Source organism: Devosia alba (assembly GCF_039938915.1).
GTDB lineage: Bacteria > Pseudomonadota > Alphaproteobacteria > Rhizobiales > Devosiaceae > Devosia > Devosia alba.
The window spans coordinates 1-240 of sequence record NZ_JBDUUI010000146.1 but is presented as its reverse complement, the minus strand read 5'-3'; the positions used below and the strand labels follow the sequence as shown (position 1 = coordinate 240).

The 240-nt window shown below is 50.0% G+C and carries 1 pseudogene; it reads right to left on the bottom strand.

The features are described 5' to 3' along the window. Nucleotides 1–240 (bottom strand): annotated as a pseudogene (locus ABFY71_RS19115) (hypothetical protein); the annotation flags it as partial.

Here is a 240-nt window from a genome sequence, read left to right as displayed (position 1 = left end):
CTCCGGTAAATACCCACCATATTCATAGGGGTGAAAACTATAATCTGGCTTACGCCATTTGCTGGACAGTACGCTAATAGGGTTCTCAATCATATAAGGTACGTTGTACTTATCCCCAAGCGCCGCTGCTACTTTTGCCATCGCTACAGCCTCATCTTGAAAGGCGGGGTTCTTAGCAGCTTTACCCGCAAAGTGTGCCGCCCCGCTGACTGCTAAATCAGTACACGGCGGAAACGCCAG